The sequence below is a fragment of the Streptomyces sp. NPDC038280 genome (assembly GCF_055600045.1).
Genome location: NZ_JBVJYZ010000006.1, coordinates 317,639 through 335,767 on the forward strand (window position 1 = coordinate 317,639; position 18,129 = coordinate 335,767).

Sequence of the window (18,129 nt, forward strand, 5' to 3'; positions counted from 1 at the left end):
GCGCCGGACCCGCAGGTCCAAGTCCCGCAGGTCCAGGCCCCAGGAAGTCTCGAGGCCCCGGAAACCTCCTGTCGTCCGGAGCCGGCCGAGCGATAGAGTCCCTCCGGCGGAACACCGGCCCCACCCGACCCGCCTTTCCCCACACTTCCGCTTCGTCTCGTCGTAGTGCGGCCCCGGCATGTCGCCGCGTGGTCCGGAAAGGCACGTTCCTTCTGTGATCACTCGTACCCGGCTGCGGGCGCTGGCCGCGACGGCCGCCCTCGCCACCGCCGGTGGCATCCTCACCGCCACCCCGGCCTCCGCGGCCGTCACCTGCGCCTCCCCGGTGTGGACGGCGCAGTACTTCGCCAACACCTCGTTCAGCGGCACGCCCAAGCTGACCGCCTGCGACACGGCCATCGCCGAGAACTACGGCACCGGCGACCCGGCGGGTGTCACCCTGCCCAAGGACAACTTCACCGTCCGCTGGAGCATCACCCGCGACTTCGGCTCCGGCGGTCCCTTCACGTTCTCCGCCGCGACGCAGGACGGCATACGCGTCTACCTCGACGGCGTGCGCAAGATCGATCTGTGGAAGAACGTCTCGACCACGCAGCGGAAGACCCTCGACCTCGGCATCCCGTCCGGCAAGCACTCGATCCGGGTGGACTACGTCGCCTGGACGGGCGCCGCCAACGTCGGGTTCACGTACGCCCCGCGCACCTCGGCGACCGTCGACACGGTCCGTCCGCTGGCGCCCACCGGCCTCTCGGCGACGTACGACCGGGCGACCGCCAAGGCCGCCCTGCGCTGGACCGCGAACAAGGAGATGGACCTCGCCGGCTACCGCGTGTACCGCCGGCTGAGCGCCACGAGCTGGACGAACGTCAGCGGCTCCACCCTCCTCACCACCCCCTCCTTCACCGACGCGCCGCCCGCGACGGGGCAGACGTTCCTCTACGAGGTCCGCGCCGTCGACAAGGCCGGCCGCGAGTCCGTCGGCAGCCTCGACGTGACGGCCACCAGCGTGGACCGGACCGGCCCGGCCGCCCCGGCCGGCCTCACGGTCACCGGTGACGCGTACGTCGCCCTGCTGCGCTGGCGGACCGTCGCCGACGCCGCCCGCTACGAGGTCCACGCGGCCTCGGCGTCGGCGGGCCCGTACACGCTGCTCGGCACGACCACCGAGCCGTCGTACGACGACCACGAAGCACCCCTCAACGCTCCCCGGTACTACCGCGTCCGCGCCCTCGACGCGCTCGGCAACCCGTCGGTGTTCTCCGCCACGATCATCGGTGACGGCGTCGACCGGACACCGTGGCAGCCCCCGACCGACCTGGGCTCCGTCGTCGGCGTCGGCGAGACGCAGGTGTACTGGAAGACGCCCGGGAACTTCTACCAGGAGTGGGACAACGGCGGGCACTACCGCGTGTACCGCTCGCCGGGCAAGGCCCTCGACCCCGCCGCGCTCACTCCCGTGACCTGCGCCGAGGGCAGCGACGCCACCAGCACCGGGGGTCTGTGCGCGGACCGGGGCATGGCCGCCGGCACGTACTCCACGTACGCCGTCACGACCGTGGACGCCGCGGGCAACGAGTCGGCGCTCTCCGCCCCGCTCACCGTCCGCAGCGGCGACCGCGTCGCTCCCGGCCCGGTCACCGGCCTGAAGGCCACCCCGCGCAACGACGGCATCCTGCTGACCTGGGCCGCCTCGACAGAGGACGACCTCGACGGCTATCGGGTCTGGAGCGGCGTCCGGGAGGCCGACGGCACGGTCCGCTGGCTCGGCACGGTCGGCTGCTGGGACGGTACGGCCGACCCGCTCGCGATCCTCTGCGCCGACCTGCCGGACGGCGAGACGTATGTGTACGCGGTGGCGGCCAAGGACCGCTGGGGCAACGCGCTGGCCCCGACGACCAGTCCGAACGTCGCCACGGTCACGGCCACCGAGCTGGACCTCCGGCCGTCCGTGACCGTCCCGAACGAGGGGCGCCTCAGCAGCTTCAGCCCGGACACCCTGGTCACCGGCCCGGGCATGACCACCGTCACCTGGCAGTGCACCGACGCCACGCTCTGCGACCCGATCGCCGGCTACCGCGTCAGCAGGTGGAACCCGACCACGCAGGCCTACGAGCCGCTGCACAGCGGGCTGCTGCCGGCCGCGACGAGGAGCTACACGGACACCACGGCAGCGACCGGGAACACGTACTTCTACACGTTCCAGGCGCTGCGAGCGGACGGCAGCGCGGTCGCGACGTACGCGTGGGGAAGCGTGCGGCAGGATCGCGTCTGACCCGGTCGGTCCGCTCGGCGAACGCGTGGGCGGCCGCCTCCCCCTCGGGGAGGCGGCCGTCTGCCGTCCTGCGGCCGGGGGCTGCCCCGGCTAGAGCGGCCGGCGCGGCTCGGAGCGGCCGACGACCGTTCCCGCCCGGTCGATGCAGACGACGTCCACGGTGACCGGCGCCCCCCGCAGTACGGCGAGGGCCTGGTCGCGGGCGGTGGCGGCGACGAGATCGCCGAGCGGGACCCCCGCGGCGGCGCAAAGCTGGAGCGCCGCGAGTCCCGTGTTGGCGACGGCGATCTCGGCGGCCAGGGCGTCGTCCGCACCACCCTGGCGGGCCAGTTCGGCGAGGAACCCCTTGTCCACCTGCGAACGGGCCGAGTGCAGGTCGAGATGACCGGCGGCGAGCTTGGAGAGCTTGGCGAAGCCGCCGCAGACGGTGAGCCGGTCGACGGGGTGCCGGCGTACGTACTTGAGCACCGCGCCGGCGAAGTCGCCCATGTCGAGCAGAGCGAGCTCGGGGAGGTCGTAGAGCGCGGTGACGGTCTTCTCCGAGGTCGACCCGGTGCATCCCGCGACATGCGTGAGCCCTGCCGCCCGGGCCACGTCGACGCCGCGTCGGATGGAGTCGATCCAGGCGGAGCAGGAGTACGGGACGACGATGCCGGTGGTGCCGAGGATGGAGAGGCCGCCGAGGATGCCGATGCGGGGGTTCCAGGTGGAGCGGGCGATCTCCTCGCCGTGGTCGACGGAGACGGTGATCTCCACGTCGCCGCTGCCGCCGTGGCGGTCCGCGACCCGCGCGACGTGGTCGCGCATCATCTGGCGGGGCACGGGGTTGATGGCCGGCTCGCCCACCTCGAGGGGGAGGCCGGGGAGGGTGACGGTCCCGACGCCGGGGCCGGCCCGGAAGACGACCCCGGAGCCGGCCGGGAGGGCCCGTACCGTCGCCCGGATCAGCGCCCCGTGGGTGACGTCCGGGTCATCGCCGGCGTCCTTGACCACGCCCGCCGTCGCGGCGGGCCCGGTGATGTCCTCGACGGCGAGTGCGAAGGCGGGCGTCTGCCCCTTCGGGAGGGTGATCGTCACCGGATCCGGAAAGTCGCCGGTGAGCAGCGCGGTGTACGCGGCGGTGGTGGCCGCGGTGGCGCAGGCACCGGTGGTCCAGCCGGGCCGCAGACCGGTGTGCTTGAGTTGGCCGGTGCGCCCGCCGCTCGCCGTCATGAAGGAATCCCCATGCACGTCCTGATCCTCGGAGGTACGACCGAGGCCCGCGCCCTGGCTGGGCTGCTGCATCCGACGGTACGCGTCACGAACTCGCTCGCGGGCCGGGTCGCGTCGCCGAAACTGCCGCCGGGCGAGGTGCGGATCGGGGGCTTCGGCGGGGCGGAGGGCCTGGCCGGGTGGCTGCGCGAGCACCAGGTGGACGCGGTCATCGACGCCACCCATCCTTTCGCCGGGACGATCAGTTTCAACGCGGCGTACGCCGCCGACCTGGCCCATGTTCCCCTGCTGGCGCTCCGCCGTCCCGGGTGGGCCCCCGTGGAGGGCGACATCTGGCACCCGGCCGGCTCCCTGGAGGAGGCGGCCTCCCTCGTGGACACCCTCGGCGAGCGGGCCTTCCTGACGACGGGCCGGATGGGCCTCGCCGCCTTCGCGTCCTGCGCCGCCTGGTTCCTGGTCCGCAGCGTGGACGCCCCGGAACCCCCCGCGCCGGCCCGCATGGAAGTCCTCCTGGACCGGGGGCCCTTCTCCCTGGACGGCGAACGGGAGCTTCTGCGGCGCCATCGCATCGACGTCCTGGTGACCAAGGACAGCGGGGGCGCGGCGACGGCTCCGAAGCTCCGCGCGGCCCGCGAGGCGGGCCTCCCCGTCGTCATCGTCCGCCGCCCCCCGGCCCCGGAGGGCGTCCCGACGGCGACGAGCCCGGGGGAGGCGGCGGCGTGGGCTCTGGAGCGGGCGGGGTGACGGGCCGGCGGCCGCCTCAGGCGTCGAAGTCGTACTCCAGCACGTAGGACCCGGAGTCGAGCGTCATCTCGTTGACCTCGACGATCCGGCCGTCGCGGGTGCGGGCCGTCCGGCGGATCAGGATCACAGGAGTCCCCGCGGGCAGCGACAGCCGCTTGGCCTCCTCGGCGGTCGGCATCCGGCTGCGGATCTCCTCCCGGAAGCGCGCGGGCTCGTGCCCGAGCTCGGCGAGGCGGGCGTAGATCCCGCCGGGGCCGGTGTCCTCCCGCGTGATCGCGGAGCCCTCCACGAGATCGGCGGGCAGACGGGACGTGGCGAGGAGCACGGGCTTCCCCTCCAGCACGAAGCGCCGCCGCCGCACCCACACGAGCGCCCCGACCGACAACCCGAGCGCCTCGGCGACCTCGTCCTCGGCCTCCTCCTCGGTGACCTCGACCTGGTCCACGGTGAGCGCCCGGTCCTCGACGTCCACGTCCCAAACGGACCTGCCGGACCCCCACTGGTCCCGGGCGAGCCGGGGGATGCCGCGCCTGCGAAGGGGCTTGAAGGCCCGCACGTATACGCCGGCGCCCTTTCGCGCTTCGGCGAGGCCTTCGCTCTGAAGGACGCCCAACGCCTGGCGGGCGGTCATCCGGGCCACCTCGTAGGTGGCCATGAGGTCGTTCTCCCCCGGCAGCCGGTCCCCGGGCCCGTACACGCCGGCATGGACGGCCTGCTTCAACTCATCGGCGATCCGCTGGTACTTGGGCCGCCCGTCGTTGCCCTGCGCCATGAAACCGATCACTTCCTTCCGCTCCGGACACCCTAAGGGGAGGACCGGCTCCCCACTCCGCGACTCGATCGGATGAGTTCTCTAGAGAAGTATGGACAGGCCTTCCGGCGCGCACTTCACTGAGGTGACATCTCTAGAGATGCATGCCTCAAGAGCCAGGGAGACAAGCCGTGTTCATGTCCGACCACCACCGCTTCTCAAAGGGCACCTCAGTAAGGGTTATCCACCGTCTCTTCGAGCCGCTGCTGCGGCTGTTACTTCCCCCGTCGGGCCGCCGTCGCCGCACCGGTCCCCCGCCGCGCGCGCGGCGTACGCCGCCCACCGTTTCCGCCCCCTCGCGGTGCACTCCGCTGCGCGGTGAGGACAGCAGGCTCGTACGTCCGTATCTGACTGCGTACGAAGAACGGGAAAAGGTCCGGCTTCAGCGGCAGCGGCGGCGAGCACTCTGGCTCGCCGCCCACGGCGTCGACGTGGGGCCGCGGTTGATCCACGGCGTGGAGGTGGCCTGATGGAACAGGAGCCGACGATCGTCCGGCGCTGGAGCCGCAGCCCGCGTTCGGTCGGGCGGGCGCGGGCGGAGTTGCGGGCAGCGCTGGGTAGTTGGGGGCTGAGCCGGATCGAGGACAGTGCCTCGCTCGTCCTCTCGGAGCTGCTCACCAACGCCGTGCGCCATGCGCACGTACCGGGCCGGGAGATCGAGACACGCTTCGCGCCCGTCCCGGACGGCCTCCGGATCGAAGTCCACGACGCCTCCGAGGTCCGCCCGCTCATGGCGCTTCCGGGCGAGGACGCGAGCGGCGGCTGGGGGCTCCCCGTGGTCGACGTGCTGGCCCACCGCTGGGGCGTCGCCGACAGGAACGGGCCGGGCAAGCTGGTGTGGGCGGAACTGTCGACGCGGGCGCCGCAGGACGAGGACGAAGGGCCTCCGGACTGACACCAGGAACCGGGCCCGGCCGGCCGCCTCCCTTCCTCCGGGCGGCCGTGGCCATGGCCTCCGAGTCACCACCGCCTCGGCCCGGAGCTCGCGCAGACAGTGCGCGACGGGTTCACGCACGAGGTGAACGGCGGAACGGCGCGCTGACCCGAGGAGCTCATCGTTCTGCGAACGTCCTGGACTCGGGCGGCCCGTGGAGCCGTGTACCGCAGCCGGGTCAGAGCGGCAGGTCGTCGGGCAGGACGCGGAAGGACTTGTGGCGGCCCAGCGGGCGTACCGCCCGGAAGGCGCGACGGTCCAGGGTGAGGATCGCGTCGGTGTCGTAATCGGCGGCCAGGGCGACGTTCACCGCGTCGGCCAGGGCGAGGTCGAGGCCGGAGTAGCGTGCGCGTACTGATTGGGCAGCGCCCAGGTGGTTCTCGGTGATCTCGGGCAGGGAGACCCGGCCACGTCCCATCCAGCCGCGAATGTCGTCGACCGCGCTCACCGCCGCCTCCCGGCCCAGTTCCCGCGTGGCCACGTGGTCCAGTTCGGCGAGCAGCAGGGGAGACATGACGAGCAGCCCCGCGGTCGTGATCGCCTCTTGGGCCGCCTCGTGTTCGGGATGGGTGGAATCAAGGGCGGCCAGCAGGCCGGAGGTGTCGGCGACGACGACGATCACGCGGCGGTTCCGGGGGCGGTGTCGCGCTGGACGGCATCCGCGACGGTGTCACGGACCTCCTCCTTGGCGAGAGTGCGTCCGGGGCCGGCGAACGTTCGCGAGAACAGGGGCTCGTCCCAGACACGGTTGGCCATGGCGGCCAGGTGGATCCCTTGCTTGATGTATGTGGGAGGGGCGGTCGGCCCCGTGGCCCGACCGCCCCGCCCGTCCTTACCCCTCCGGGTACCGCCTCGGGGTCCACGCCACGATGTCGCCGTCACCGCGGCGGACCGCCTGGGTCTGGGAGGAGCCGATCAGGAGCAGCGTGCGCATGTCGATCTCCGTCGGGTCCAGGTCCACCAGCGGGAGCACCCGGACCGATTCGGACGGGCCGCCGACGTCGCGGGCCACGACCACCGGGGTGTCCGGGGCCCGGTGTTCCAGGAGGAGTTCGCGGGCCTTCGCCACCTGCCAGGTGCGGCTGGCGGAGCCGGGGTTGTAGAGGGCGAGGACCAGGTCGGCCGTCACGGCCGCGCGCAGGCGTTCCGCGATGACCTCCCAGGGCTTGAGCCGGTCGGAGAGCGAGATCGTCGCGTAGTCGTGGCCCAGCGGCGCCCCGGCGCGGGCCGCCGCCGCGTTCGCCGCCGTCACGCCCGGCAGGACCCGTACGGGAACGTCCGCGTACGCCTCCTGCGACGCCACCTCCAGTACCGCCGTGGCCATCGCGAAGATGCCCGGGTCGCCGCCCGAGACGACGGCGACGCGCCGCCCCCGCCGGGCCAGGTCCAGGGCGAACTCGGCCCGCTCGGACTCGACCTTGTTGTCGGAGCCGTGCCGCCGCTGCCCCGGCCGTACGGGCACCCGGTCCAGATAGGTCGTGTACCCGACGAGGTCGTCCGCGTTCGCCAGCGCCCCCCGGGACTCCGGCGTGAGCCAGGGCGCGCCCGCCGGGCCGGTGCCGACGACGACGACCTCGCCGCGCTCGCGCGCCTCGGGGGCCACCGCGTCGATACGGGACGGCAGCACGGCCACCGAGAAGTACGGGACCGAGTCCGCGTCGATGTCCGCCAGGGACCCCGTCCGCTCGCCCTCCATCGTGGCGCGCTCGACGTACCGCGCGTCCTCCAGACGGCCCGCGCGCTCCAGTGCGCGCCGCACGGTGGGGAAGGTGCGGCCGAGCTTCATCACCACCGCCGAGTCGGTCGCGGCGAGACGGGCCGTCAGCTCCTCCTCCGGCAGCGTGCCGGGGATGATCGTCAGGACTTCCTCGGCCTCGCACAGGGGTGCGCCGAGCCGGGCCGCCGACGCGCTGACGGAGGTGACGCCGGGGACGACCTCGGTCGGGTAGCGGTGCGCGAGCCGCTTGTGCATGTGCTGGTACGAACCGTAGAAGAGCGGGTCGCCCTCCGCGAGGACGGCGACCGTGCGGCCCGCGTCGAGGTGCTCGGCGAGCCGGGCCGACGCCTCCTCGTAGAAGTCGTCGAGCGCGCCCCGGTAGCCACCGGGGTGGTCCGTCGTCTCGACGGTGAGCGGGTACATCAGCCGCTCCTCGATGTGGTCCTCGCGGATGTGCGCGGCCGCGATCGAGCGGGCGATCGACCGGCCGTGGCGCGCGGAGTGGTACGCCACCACGTCCGCCTCGGCGATGACCTGGACGGCCCGTACGGTCATCAGGTTCGGATCGCCGGGGCCGAGGCCCACTCCGTACAGCTTCCCGAGCAAGGGCTGCCCGCTCATTCCACCTCACTCGCAATCGCGTTGATCGCGGCCGCGGCCATCGCGCTGCCGCCCCGCCGTCCCCGGACGACCAGGTGGTCGACGCCCGACACATGTGCGGCGAGCGCGTCCTTGGACTCGGCGGCGCCGATGAAGCCGACCGGTATGCCGATGACGGCGGCCGGGCGCGGCGCGCCCTGCTCGATCATCTCCAGCAGGCGGAAGAGGGCGGTGGGCGCGTTGCCGATGGCGACGACGGACCCTTCGAGGCGGTCGCGCCACAGTTCGAGCGCGGCCGCGCTGCGGGTGGTGCCCAGGTCGGCGGCGAGCGCCGGGACGGACGGGTCGGAGAGCGTGCAGACGACGTCGTTGCCGGCGGGCAGCCGCTTGCGGGTCACGCCGCTCGCGACCATCTGCGCGTCGCACAGGATGGGCGCCCCGGCGCGCAGCGCCTCGCGGGCGCGGGCCACCACCTGGGGCGTGTAGGCGAGATCGCGGACGAGGTCGACCATCCCGCAGGCGTGGATCATCCGTACGGTGACCTGGCTGACGTCGGCGGGCAGGCCCGCGAGATCCGCCTCGGCGCGGATGGTGGCAAAGGACTGGCGGTAGATCTCCGCGCCGTCCTTCTCGTAGTCGAACACTCTGCTCTCGCTCATCTCGTGGTGCCGGGAGGGGTACGGGGACGGGTACGGGCCGCCGAGACCGCGGCGGCCAGTGAGGTACGGGGGGTGGGGACGCCGTTCACGTCGTACTGGCCGTCGGCCGTCGCGACCACGTCCACCCACGCGCCGTGCGGATGGCCGCAGCGCCGCTCGCAGCCGGAGAAGTGGACGGGCAGCCCGCCGGGGCCGGCGGTGAGGCCGAGGGTGGGGTCGGGAGTGGCGTCCGCGCGGACGTCGGAGAGGGACTTGGCGCAGCCCGGGCGCCCGGTGCAGGCGCCGACGCCGGCCCAGGGCGAGTCGGGGGTGGTGATCAGGCCCTCGGCCGCGAGCTCCCGCAGCCGCGCCCCGGCGGCGGCGCGGTCCGCGAAGCCGGTGACGACCGCGCCGCGCCACGGGGTGAGCCGTACCTCACCGGTGTCCACGGCGGGCAGCAGGGCGCGCAGTTGGGCGACGGAGAGGCGGCCGAGCGGCGCGAGCACCGACAGCGCGGTGTCGCCGAGGAGGCCGGGGGCGGGGGGCGGGCCGGTGGGCAGGGGCGCGGGGGGTACGGGCTCCGCCGCGATCCCCGCCCGCTCCGCGTGTGCCGCCACGTCCGGTTCCTGCCCGGCGGGCAGCTCGCGCACGCGCCAGGCGCCGTTTCCGGCCGTGCGGGCGGCCGCGAGGAAGGCCTCCGCCGCGACGAGGGCGGCCCGGGATGCGTCGACGGCGGCGACACGGAAGGCACGGGCGCCGACGCGCAGGGTCACCCGCGCCGTCCCGGCCGTGGCCTGCGGCTCACCCGCGAGCGCAGCTGCCGCATCCACGGACCCTCGTGGCGCGTCCGCGAGCTCCGGGTGCGCGTCCGCCATCACCCGCGCCGCACCCGGGGACTCCGGCACCGCACCCGCGAGCGCCGCTGCCGCATCCACCATCACCGGCGCCGCGCTCGCGGACCCCCGCACCGCACCCGCGGGGTCCGGTGGCACGTCCGCGATCCCCCGCGCCGCGTCCGCCGGCTCTGCGATCAAGGTCACATCGCCGCCCAGCCCCGCCACATCACCCCGCCCGTCGTCGAGGACGAAGAGAAAACGACCGGAAAGCGCCGCCGCCCCGTCCGTCGCGCACAGCAGCGCGTCGAGCTCCCGCGCCCACAACTGCACGTCGCCGGAGCCCAGTCCGTCGAGACCGGCCGCTGGGGAAGCCACCACGTTCCGGACACGCTCGTGCGTCTCGGAGGGCAGCAGACCGGACTCCGCGAGGAGCTCCGCGAGATCCGCCCCACAGCCCTCGCTCAGGCCCCGCAGCTCGGCGTTGCCGCGCGAGGTGATGCTGAGATGCCCGTCACCCAGTGTCTCCGCCGCGTCGGCCAGCGCGAGCACCTGATGGTACGTCAATCTGCCTGCGGGCAGGCGAAGTCGGGCGAGGCGCCCGTCGTCGGCCGGGTGCAGCCGGAGCGCCCCGGGGCAGGCGTCGCCACGGTCCCGTATGAGAGGTTCGCCCCTGTTGGGCGTTGTGGGTGGGGTGGGCGGCATGGCGGCGAGCATACCCACGTGCTCGCGGGCGCCCCCCTGCCCGGTACGGGCAGCCTCTACTATGCAGAACGGCACAGGGTCCACGACCCTAGGGAGGAAGCCCGGTGAGATTCCGGCGCGGTCCCGCCACTGTGAGCCGGCCGAGAGGTCCGGTGAGTCAGGAACTCCCGCCGTCCATACGACCACCCGGGGCGCGGACAACCCCGAGGAAGGGCCTGCGCACGTGATCCTGCTGCTGTCGCACTCCGACACCGACCTGCTCAGCGCCCGCGCGGCCGGCGGTCCGGTCGCCTACCGGTTCGCGAACCCGTCCCGGCTGACGACCGGTGACCTGCCCGCCCTCCTGGAGGACGCCGACCTGGTCGTCGTACGCCTCCTCGGCGGCGTACGCGCCTGGGAGGAGGGACTGGACGTCCTTCGCGCCGCCCAGAAGCCGCTGGTCGTCCTCACCGGCGAACAGGCTCCCGACGCACAGCTGATGGAGGCCTCCACCGTCCCCATCGGCGTCGCGACCGAAGCGCACGCCTACCTCGCGCACGGCGGTCCGGACAATCTGGAGCAGCTCGCCCGCTTCCTGTCCGACACGGTCCTGCTCACCGGCCACGGCTTCGAGCCGCCCGCCGCCGCGCCGACGTGGGGCCCGCTGGAGCGAACTCCCGGACGCACCGACGGCCCGACCGTCGCCGTGCTCTACTACCGCGCCCACCACATGAGCGGCAACACCGCCTTCGTCGCCGAGCTCTGCGCCGCCATCGAGGACAAGGGCGCCCAGGCGCTGCCGCTGTACGTGGCGTCCCTGCGGGCCCCCGAGCCCGAGCTGCTCCAGCGCCTCGGCTCCGTCGACGCGATCGTCACCACCGTGCTCGCGGCCGGCGGCACCAAGCCCGCCGAGGCGCAGGCCGGCGGCGACGAGGAGGCCTGGGACGCGGGCGCGCTCGCCGCCCTCGACGTACCGATCCTGCAGGCGCTGTGCCTGACCGGCCCGCGCAGCGCCTGGGAGGAGAACGACGAGGGCCTCTCGCCGCTCGACGCCGCCAGCCAGGTCGCGGTGCCCGAGTTCGACGGCCGCCTCATCACCGTCCCGTTCTCCTTCAAGGAGATCGACGAGGACGGCCTGCCCGCGTACGTCGCCGACGCCGAGCGAGCCGCCCGGGTCGCCGGGATCGCCGTCCGCCACGCTCGTCTGCGGCACATCCCGAACACCGAGAAGCGCCTCGCGCTGGTCCTCTCCGCCTACCCGACCAAGCACTCCCGCATCGGCAACGCGGTCGGCCTCGACACCCCCGCCTCCGCCGTCGCCCTGCTGCGCCGCCTCCAGACCGAGGGGTACGACTTCGGCCAGGAGGAGGTGCCCGGTCTCGTCTCCGGCGACGGCGACGAGCTGATCTACGCGCTGATCGAGGCGGGCGGTCACGACCAGGACTGGCTCACCGAGGAGCAGCTCGCCCGCAACCCGGTCCGTATCCCGGCCGCCGACTACAAGCGCTGGTACGCGACCCTGCCGGCCGAACTCCGGGAGTCGGTCGAGCGGCACTGGGGCCCGCCGCCCGGCGAGATGTTCCTGGACCGCTCCCGCAACCCGGAGGGCGACATCGTCCTCGCCGCGCTGCGGCGCGGCAATCTGCTGGTCCTCATCCAGCCGCCGCGCGGCTTCGGCGAGAACCCGATCGCGATCTACCACGACCCCGATCTGCCGCCCTCGCACCACTACTTGGCGGCCTACCGCTGGATCGCCGCCTCGGCGGACGACGGCGGTTTCGGCGCCGACGCCATGGTCCACCTGGGCAAGCACGGCAACCTGGAGTGGCTGCCCGGCAAGAACGCGGGCCTGTCCGCCGCGTGCGGCCCCGACGCCGCCCTCGGCGACCTGCCGCTGGTCTATCCCTTCCTCGTCAACGACCCGGGCGAGGGCACGCAGGCCAAACGGCGCGTCCACGCGACCCTCGTCGACCATCTCGTACCGCCGATGGCGCGGGCCGAGTCCTACGGTGACATCGCCCGCCTGGAGCAGCTGCTCGACGAGTACGCGGCGATCTCCTCGATGGACCCGGTGAAGCTCCCGGCGATCCGCGCGCAGATCTGGACGCTGATCCAGGCAGCCAAGCTCGACCACGACCTCGGGCTCGAAGACCGCCCCGACGACGACGGGTTCGACGACTTCCTGCTCCACGTCGACGGCTGGCTGTGCGAGGTCAAGGACGCGCAGATCCGCGACGGACTGCATGTGCTCGGTGGCGCCCCGACCGGCCCCGAGCGGGTCAACCTGGTGCTCTCCATCCTCCGTGCCCGCCAGATCTGGGGCGGAACACAGGCGCTTCTCGGCCTGCGCGAGGCGCTGGGCCTGGACGAGTCGGCCGCGACCCGCACCGCCGCCGACGAGACGGAGGCCGCCGCCCGCGCGCTCGTCCAGGCGATGGAGGACGCCGACTGGAACCCCGGCTCCGTCGCGGCCGTGGCCGCCGGTCACCCGCCAGCGGTCGTCGACATCCTCGACTTCGCCGCCCGCCAGGTCGTGCCGCGCCTCGCCGCGACGACCGATGAACTCGACCACGCCGTCCACGCGCTGAACGGCGGCTTCGTCCCGGCGGGGCCGTCCGGCTCGCCGCTGCGCGGCCTGGTCAACGTGCTTCCGACCGGCCGGAACTTCTACTCCGTCGACCCGAAGGCCGTCCCCTCGCGTCTCGCGTGGGAGACCGGCCAGGCACTCGCCGACTCGCTGCTCGAGCGCTACCGCGCCGACAACGGCGACTGGCCGACCTCCGTGGGCCTGTCCCTGTGGGGCACGAGCGCGATGCGCACCTCCGGCGACGACGTCGCCGAGGCCCTGGCCCTGCTGGGCATCCGTCCCGTCTGGGACGACGCCTCGCGCCGGGTCAACGGCCTGGAGCCCATCCCCCTCACGGAGCTGGGCCGTCCCCGTATCGACGTCACGCTGCGCATCTCGGGCTTCTTCCGGGACGCCTTCCCGCACACCATCGCGCTGCTCGACGACGCGGTGCGGCTCGCGGCCTCGCTCGACGAGCCGGCCGACCAGAACCACGTACGCGCCCACGCCCAGGCGGACCTGGCGGAGCACGGCGACGAGCGGCGGGCCACCACCCGGATCTTCGGCTCCCGGCCGGGGACGTACGGCGCGGGCATCCTCCAGCTCATCGACTCCCGCGACTGGCGCACCGACGCCGACCTCGCCGAGGTGTACACGGTGTGGGGAGGCTACGCGTACGGCCGCGAGCTCGACGGGCGTCCGGCGCGCGAGGAGATGGAGACCGCGTACAAGCGGATCGCGGTGGCCGCGAAGAACACGGACACCCGTGAGCACGACATCGCGGACTCGGACGACTACTTCCAGTACCACGGCGGCATGGTCGCGACCGTGCGCGCGCTGCGGGGCACGGCCCCCGAGGCGTACATCGGCGACTCGACCCGCCCCGAGACCGTCCGGACCCGGACCCTCGTCGAGGAGACCTCCCGCGTCTTCCGGGCCCGCGTCGTCAACCCGCGCTGGATCGAGGCGATGCGGCGCCACGGCTACAAGGGCGCGTTCGAGCTGGCGGCGACCGTCGACTACCTCTTCGGGTACGACGCGACGACCGGGGTCGTGGCCGACTGGATGTACGACAAGCTCACCGAGGCGTACGTCCTCGACCCGGAGAACCGCGCCTTCCTCCAGGAGGCCAACCCATGGGCGCTGCACGGCATCGCGGAGCGCCTCCTCGAGGCGGAGTCCCGGGGCATGTGGGCCAAGCCGGACCCGGAGGTCCTGGAGCGGCTGCGCCAGGTCTTCCTGGAGACCGAGGGCGATCTGGAGGACGACGAGTGAACCTCACGGTGGGCGGCGAGGACGAGCGGCTCGCCGAGCGCCTCGGCGGTGAACTGACCGCCTTCAACCAGCGGACGACCGGCGCCTACGACGAGGCCGGTCTGTCCGTCCGGGTGACCGACGCCGACGGCGAGCTCATCGGCGGTCTGACGGGCGCGACCTGGGGCGGCTGCGGTTTCATCGAGCTGCTGTGGGTGCGGGCCGACCACCGGCACGGCGGCTGGGGCAGCGAGCTGATGCACGCGGCCGAGGAGGAGGCGCGGCGCCGCGGCTGCACGCGGATGACCGTCGCCTCGTACTCCTTCCAGGCTCCGCCCTTCTATCTGCGCCACGGCTATGTGGAGACGGGCCGCACGCCGGGCATGCCGGGCGGGCACACCGACGTGAGCTTCTGGAAGCCGCTCGAGGCGGCGGCGCTCTCCTTCCAGCTCGCGGTGCTCCTCGACTTCCCCGGGGACGCGGCGGAAGCGGCCCTTCGCTACGAGGACGCCGTCCTGGCGCTCCTGCCCGCCCACGGCGGACGCCTGGAGCGGCGCCTGCGCACGGGCGACGGCCTCGCGGAGGTGCACCTGCTGCGCTTCCCGGACAAGGATGCCTACGAGTCGTTCCTGGCGTCCCCGGAGCGCGCGGCGCTGGGGACGGTCGCGGGAATCACGGCGCGGGTGCTGGAAGTGACCGAGGTCCACGGCTCCTGACACAGCCGGGGGAAACCCGGATGCCTCGGTCCGTCCTCTTCCGTACCGTTCTCCGGCGTGGAACCTCTCACCGAACAACAGATCCGCGGGTCGTTCGCCAATTGCTCCAAGGGCGAGGCCGCCCGCCTCAAGCTCCCCCTCGACTTCGGGGAGCTGCCCTGGGCCGACCTCGACTTCCTGGGCTGGCGCGACCCGGGCGCGCCCCTGCGCAGCCACCTCGTGCTGCCCGGGGCCGAAGGCGGCCCCGTCGGCATCACCCTGCGGACCCCGGACAAGGCCCGTACGAGCGCCATCAAGTCGAGTCTGTGCCAGTTCTGTCTGACCGGCCACGCCTCCTCCGGTGTGTCCCTCTTCGCCGCGCCGCGCGCGGGCGCGGCGGGCCGCCAGGGAAACACCGTCGGCATCTACGCCTGCGCCGACCTGGCATGCCCTCTCTACGTCCGCGAGAAGCGGCAGCCGGCGACTCGGCCCCGCTACGAGGAGACGCTCACGCTCGACGAGCGGGTCGAGCGGATGACGGGCAACGTGGGGGCGTTCGTGGCGAAGGTCCTCGAAACGAGCTGAGGGCCGGCGCGACGGGCTCGGCCGGGGGATCCGCCTGAGGCCGGACGGTGCGGGGACGGGGGCTGGGCCGGAGTTCGGCCCGGGGCCGCGACGGGGCTCGGCCCGGCCTCGGACGGGCTCAGCAGACGTGGCGGTCCCGTTCCGGGTCGTACAGGTGGCTGTCCCGGAACTGCGAGGCGGCCAGCGTGCGGCCCACCAGGATCACCGCCGTCTTCGTGATCCCCGCCGCCTTGGTCTGGGCGGCGATGTCGTCCAGGGTGCCCCGGAGCACCACCTCGTCCGGGCGGCTGGCCATCGCGACGACCGCCGCGGGGCAGTCGGCGCCGTAGTGCGGGAGCAGTTCGCCGACGACCCGGTCGACATAGCGGGCGGCCAGGTGCAGGACGAGGAGCGCGCCGCTGCGGCCCAGGGTCGCCAGGTCCTCGCCGGGCGGCATGGGGGTGGCCTGCTGGGCGATGCGGGTGAGGATGACCGTCTGACCGACCGTGGGGACGGTCAGCTCCCGCTTGAGCGCGGCCGCCGCGGCCGCGAAGGCCGGGACGCCGGGGACGACTTCGTAGGCGATGCCCTCCGCGTCGAGACGCCGCATCTGCTCGGCGACCGCGCTGAAGACGGACGGGTCGCCGGAGTGCAGCCGGGCCACGTCCTGGCCCTCCTCGTGCGCGCGGACGATCTCGGCGACGATCTGGTCCAGGTCCAGCTGGGCGGTGTCGACGAGGCGGGCGTCCGGCGGGCACTCGGCGAGGAGTTCGCGGGGGACGAGGGAGCCCGCGTACAGACAGACCCCGCAGGACGCGAGCGTACGCGCGCCGCGCACGGTGATCAGGTCGGCGGCCCCGGGGCCCGCGCCGATGAAGTAGACGGTCATGCTGATGCTTCTTTCTTGGTGACGGACCACTGGGTGACCGGCATCGCCTGGCGCCAGCCGGTGAAGCCGCCCACCGGGACGGCGTGGGCGACCGCGAGCCGTACGAGTTCGCCGCCGTGTGTCCGGTACCGGTCGGCGAGCAGCGCCTCGGACTCCAGGGTGACGGTGTTGGCGACCAGCCTGCCGCCCGGGGGCAGCGCGTCCCAGCAGGCGTCCAGGAGACCGGGAGCGGTGAGCCCTCCGCCGATGAACACGGCGTCGGGCGCGGGCAGTTCGGCCAGTCCGGCGGGGGCGGCGGCGCTGACGACACGGAGGGCGGGGACGCCGAGGGCGGAGGCGTTGCGGGTGATGCGGGCGGCCCGCTCCGGGGCCCGCTCGACGGTGATCGCCCGGCAGGAGCGGTGGGTGCGCATCCACTCGATGCCGATGGAGCCCGAGCCGCCGCCGATGTCCCAGAGCAGCTCGCCGGGCGCGGGCGCGAGCGCCGCGAGGGTCGCGGCGCGGACGTGGCGCTTGGTGAGCTGGCCGTCGTGCTCGTACGCCTCGTCGGGCAGGCCGGCCGAAGCGCCGAGCCGCAGGGCCGCGGGGTCGCGTGCGCACTCCACGGCGATGACGTTGAGCGGGTCGCCGGGAGGCCGGTCCCATGTGTCGGCGGTGCCGTGCAGCGCGTTCTCCCGCTCGGAGCCCAGCTGCTCCAGGACGGTCAGCCGGCTGGGTCCGAAGCCCCGCTCGCGCAGCAGCCCGGCGACCTCGCCGGGTGTCGCGGCGCCCGCGCTGAGGACGAGGAGGCGCCGCCCGTGGTGCAGGGCGGCGGCCAGGGACGCGAGGGGCCGGCCGACGAGGGTGACGGTCCCGGTGTCCTCCAGGGCCCAGCCGAGGCGGGCGCAGGCGTACGAGACGGAGGAGGGGTGGGGCAGGACCCGGAGGCGGTCCGCGCCGGCGATCTCGGCGAGGGTGCGGCCGATCCCGTAGAACATGGGGTCGCCGCTGGCCAGGACCGCGAGGCGGCGGCCGGCGTGGGCGGCCAGCAGGCCCGGGACGGCGGGGCGCAGCGGCGTGGACCAGGCGATCCGTTCGCCGGCGCACTCGGCGGGCAGCAGGTCCAGCTGACGGGGGCCGCCGAGGACGGCTTCGGCGTCACGCAGGGCGGCCCGGGAGGGACCGGAGAGTCCGTCCCATCCGTCCGCGCCGATCCCGACGACGGATATCGCTGGTGGGGGTACGGAGCTCACGTCGGCGAACTCTACGGGAGGGGTATGGGACGCCTACCTCTGGGCGTTCTCACCGACGTAGAAGAGGAGCCAGACGAATCCGGCGAAGGCGTGCGTGGCGAAGACGTACACGAAGACGCGCAGGGCGACGCCGCGTTCCTTCCAGCGCTCGTGGTCCCGGTCGTTCTCGCTCATGGGGACCAGCGTACGGGCCGGGAATAGGGACGCGAGCGGTGCGGTTGAGAGGGTCAGTTTAAGATTCAACCAAATGAAGCAGACGGATCCAGCCGGATCGCCCGCGAGAGGTGAGCACGATGCAGTTCGGGATCTTCACCGTCGGTGATGTGACGACCGACCCGACCACCGGTCGTACGCCGACCGAACACGAGCGGATCAAGGACACGGTCGCCATCGCCCTCAAGGCGGAGGAGGTCGGTCTCGACGTCTTCGCGACGGGTGAGCACCACAACCCGCCGTTCGTGCCCTCGTCACCGACGACCCTGCT

17 protein-coding genes and 1 riboswitch are annotated in these 18,129 nt (G+C 73.6%); of the genes, 7 read left to right on the top strand and 10 right to left on the bottom strand.

Annotated elements, in window-relative coordinates; genetic code table 11:
• Positions 1-214: 214 nt before the first annotated feature.
• Positions 215-2,272, top strand: coding sequence for a PA14 domain-containing protein (locus ACZ7J0_RS16355; RefSeq protein WP_470887841.1), 2,058 nt, complete (start codon positions 215-217; stop codon positions 2,270-2,272).
• A gap of 90 nt (positions 2,273-2,362) precedes the next feature.
• Here the strand turns inward: ACZ7J0_RS16355 and ACZ7J0_RS16360 are convergent, their stop codons facing one another.
• A complete protein-coding gene (locus ACZ7J0_RS16360; RefSeq protein WP_470887900.1) occupies positions 2,363-3,484 on the bottom strand; it encodes a cobalt-precorrin-5B (C(1))-methyltransferase in 1,122 nt (373 codons plus the stop codon).
• A gap of 12 nt (positions 3,485-3,496) precedes the next feature.
• Here ACZ7J0_RS16360 and ACZ7J0_RS16365 point away from each other — a divergent pair, with 12 nt between their 5' ends.
• Positions 3,497-4,228 (top strand): cobalt-precorrin-6A reductase, encoded by a 732-nt coding sequence (locus ACZ7J0_RS16365; protein WP_470887843.1) that lies wholly within the window; start codon positions 3,497-3,499, stop codon positions 4,226-4,228.
• Positions 4,229-4,244: 16 nt separating this feature from the next.
• Here the strand turns inward: ACZ7J0_RS16365 and ACZ7J0_RS16370 are convergent, their stop codons facing one another.
• Positions 4,245-5,000 carry a GntR family transcriptional regulator gene (locus ACZ7J0_RS16370; protein ID WP_470887845.1) on the bottom strand — a complete coding sequence of 252 codons (756 nt, stop codon included), beginning with the start codon at positions 4,998-5,000 and terminating at the stop codon, positions 4,245-4,247.
• Positions 5,001-5,508: 508 nt separating this feature from the next.
• Between ACZ7J0_RS16370 and ACZ7J0_RS16375 the strand changes: the two genes are divergently transcribed.
• Complete coding sequence (locus ACZ7J0_RS16375) at positions 5,509-5,934, top strand: ATP-binding protein (RefSeq protein WP_470887847.1); 426 nt, start codon at positions 5,509-5,511, stop codon at positions 5,932-5,934.
• Between the two features lie 217 nt (positions 5,935-6,151).
• Here the strand turns inward: ACZ7J0_RS16375 and ACZ7J0_RS16380 are convergent, their stop codons facing one another.
• The 5 genes from ACZ7J0_RS16380 to ACZ7J0_RS16400 all read right to left on the bottom strand — a co-directional run bounded on the left by ACZ7J0_RS16380 (position 6,152) and on the right by ACZ7J0_RS16400 (position 10,478).
• Positions 6,152-6,595, bottom strand: coding sequence for a PIN domain-containing protein (locus tag ACZ7J0_RS16380; protein ID WP_470887849.1), 444 nt, complete (start codon positions 6,593-6,595; stop codon positions 6,152-6,154).
• Complete coding sequence (locus ACZ7J0_RS16385; protein WP_470887906.1) at positions 6,592-6,729, bottom strand: hypothetical protein; 138 nt, start codon at positions 6,727-6,729, stop codon at positions 6,592-6,594. Before ACZ7J0_RS16385 ends, ACZ7J0_RS16380 begins: the two co-directional genes overlap by 4 nt.
• A 76-nt stretch (positions 6,730-6,805) precedes the next feature.
• Entirely contained in the window at positions 6,806-8,311 is a 1,506-nt protein-coding gene (locus ACZ7J0_RS16390; RefSeq protein WP_470887851.1) for a precorrin-2 C(20)-methyltransferase, read from the bottom strand.
• Entirely contained in the window at positions 8,308-8,949 is a 642-nt protein-coding gene (locus ACZ7J0_RS16395; RefSeq protein ID WP_470887853.1) for a precorrin-8X methylmutase, read from the bottom strand. The genes ACZ7J0_RS16390 and ACZ7J0_RS16395 overlap by 4 nt, the downstream gene beginning before the upstream one ends.
• The gene (locus tag ACZ7J0_RS16400) at positions 8,946-10,478 is read right to left on the bottom strand and encodes a cobalamin biosynthesis protein CobG (RefSeq protein ID WP_470887902.1); all 1,533 of its coding nucleotides are present in this window, start codon (positions 10,476-10,478) and stop codon (positions 8,946-8,948) included. Before ACZ7J0_RS16400 ends, ACZ7J0_RS16395 begins: the two co-directional genes overlap by 4 nt.
• Positions 10,479-10,518: 40 nt before the next feature.
• Positions 10,519-10,652: riboswitch (cobalamin riboswitch) on the top strand.
• Between the two features lie 37 nt (positions 10,653-10,689).
• On the opposite strand from ACZ7J0_RS16400, the gene cobN reads away from it, so the two are divergent.
• The 3 genes from cobN to ACZ7J0_RS16415 are packed head-to-tail and all read left to right on the top strand — an operon-like array spanning position 10,690 to position 15,545.
• On the top strand, positions 10,690-14,286 hold the full coding sequence (gene cobN / locus ACZ7J0_RS16405) for a cobaltochelatase subunit CobN (protein WP_470887855.1): 3,597 nt from the start codon (positions 10,690-10,692) through the stop codon (positions 14,284-14,286).
• Entirely contained in the window at positions 14,283-14,981 is a 699-nt protein-coding gene (locus tag ACZ7J0_RS16410) for a GNAT family N-acetyltransferase (protein WP_470887857.1), read from the top strand. The genes cobN and ACZ7J0_RS16410 overlap by 4 nt, the downstream gene beginning before the upstream one ends.
• Positions 14,982-15,038: 57 nt before the next feature.
• Positions 15,039-15,545 carry an FBP domain-containing protein gene (locus ACZ7J0_RS16415; protein ID WP_470887859.1) on the top strand — a complete coding sequence of 169 codons (507 nt, stop codon included), beginning with the start codon at positions 15,039-15,041 and terminating at the stop codon, positions 15,543-15,545.
• Between the two features lie 118 nt (positions 15,546-15,663).
• Here ACZ7J0_RS16415 and cobM read toward each other — a convergent pair whose 3' ends face one another.
• The 3 genes from cobM to ACZ7J0_RS16430 are packed head-to-tail and all read right to left on the bottom strand — an operon-like array spanning position 15,664 to position 17,819.
• A complete protein-coding gene (gene cobM, locus ACZ7J0_RS16420) occupies positions 15,664-16,413 on the bottom strand; it encodes a precorrin-4 C(11)-methyltransferase (protein ID WP_470887861.1) in 750 nt (249 codons plus the stop codon).
• Positions 16,410-17,645, bottom strand: coding sequence for a precorrin-6y C5,15-methyltransferase (decarboxylating) subunit CbiE (gene cbiE / locus ACZ7J0_RS16425; RefSeq protein ID WP_470887862.1), 1,236 nt, complete (start codon positions 17,643-17,645; stop codon positions 16,410-16,412). The genes cobM and cbiE overlap by 4 nt, the downstream gene beginning before the upstream one ends.
• A gap of 33 nt (positions 17,646-17,678) precedes the next feature.
• Complete coding sequence (locus tag ACZ7J0_RS16430; protein WP_470887864.1) at positions 17,679-17,819, bottom strand: DUF6126 family protein; 141 nt, start codon at positions 17,817-17,819, stop codon at positions 17,679-17,681.
• 119 nt (positions 17,820-17,938) lie between these two features.
• On the opposite strand from ACZ7J0_RS16430, the gene ACZ7J0_RS16435 reads away from it, so the two are divergent.
• Positions 17,939-18,129 (top strand): LLM class flavin-dependent oxidoreductase (locus tag ACZ7J0_RS16435; protein WP_470887866.1); only part of this gene is annotated, 191 nt, incomplete at its 3' end.